Here is a 240-nt window from a genome sequence, read left to right as displayed (position 1 = left end):
CCCTCGTATTCCTCGGCAGCCCCGGTCTGCCCCTAGGAGTCGTTCGACCACGGAGGGGACGGCGTCGATGGTCTGGGGGAAATCGAGTGCGGACGAGTCGACGACCCCCACGCCTTCCGCGGCGTTGAGGAAGTCGACGACGGCACTGCCGGCGGCGTCACGCTTGCGCAGCGCGTCCGCGACGGCGGGGGGGTTCTCCCCGGCGAGCTCGCCCGCGGGGCGGGCGGCCCGCACCTCGGG

The 240-nt window shown here is 74.2% G+C and carries 1 pseudogene; it reads right to left on the bottom strand.

Going from position 1 to position 240, the window contains the following annotated elements:
* Window positions 1-240, bottom strand: a pseudogene (locus KVS71_RS18535) (cytidylate kinase); the annotation flags it as partial.

The sequence above is a fragment of the Microbacterium sp. GbtcB4 genome (assembly GCF_019091465.1).
In the GTDB taxonomy this organism is placed as follows: domain Bacteria; phylum Actinomycetota; class Actinomycetes; order Actinomycetales; family Microbacteriaceae; genus Microbacterium; species Microbacterium paraoxydans.
This window is presented reverse-complemented; position numbering and strand designations above follow the sequence as displayed.